Here is a 378-nt window from a genome sequence, read left to right on the forward strand (position 1 = left end):
CGCGCTGCAGGCGGCGATGGACGGCTACCAGGTCAAGAAGCTGGAGAACGTCCTCGGCGAGGCCGACATCATCATCACCACCACCGGGAACAAGGACGTCGTGCTCGTCGAGCACATGGCGCGCATGAAGCACCAGGCGATCCTGGGCAACATCGGCCACTTCGACAACGAGCTCGACATGGCGGGCCTGCAGCGTTACCCGGGCATCCGGCGCGTCAACATCAAGCCGCAGGTCGACGAGTGGGTGTTCCCGGACGGCAAGAGCATCATCGTGCTGTCCGAGGGCCGCCTGCTGAACCTGGGCAACGCGACCGGGCACCCGTCGTTCGTGATGTCGAACAGCTTCTCCAACCAGGTGATCGCGCAGATCGAGCTGTT

1 protein-coding gene is annotated in these 378 nt (G+C 64.0%); it reads left to right on the forward strand.

The window, feature by feature from the left end:
* On the forward strand, positions 1-378 hold a 378-nt coding region (locus AVR91_RS39890), incomplete at both ends, for an adenosylhomocysteinase (protein WP_143254259.1).

The organism is Amycolatopsis keratiniphila subsp. keratiniphila, from assembly GCF_001620365.2.
In the GTDB taxonomy this organism is placed as follows: domain Bacteria; phylum Actinomycetota; class Actinomycetes; order Mycobacteriales; family Pseudonocardiaceae; genus Amycolatopsis; species Amycolatopsis keratiniphila.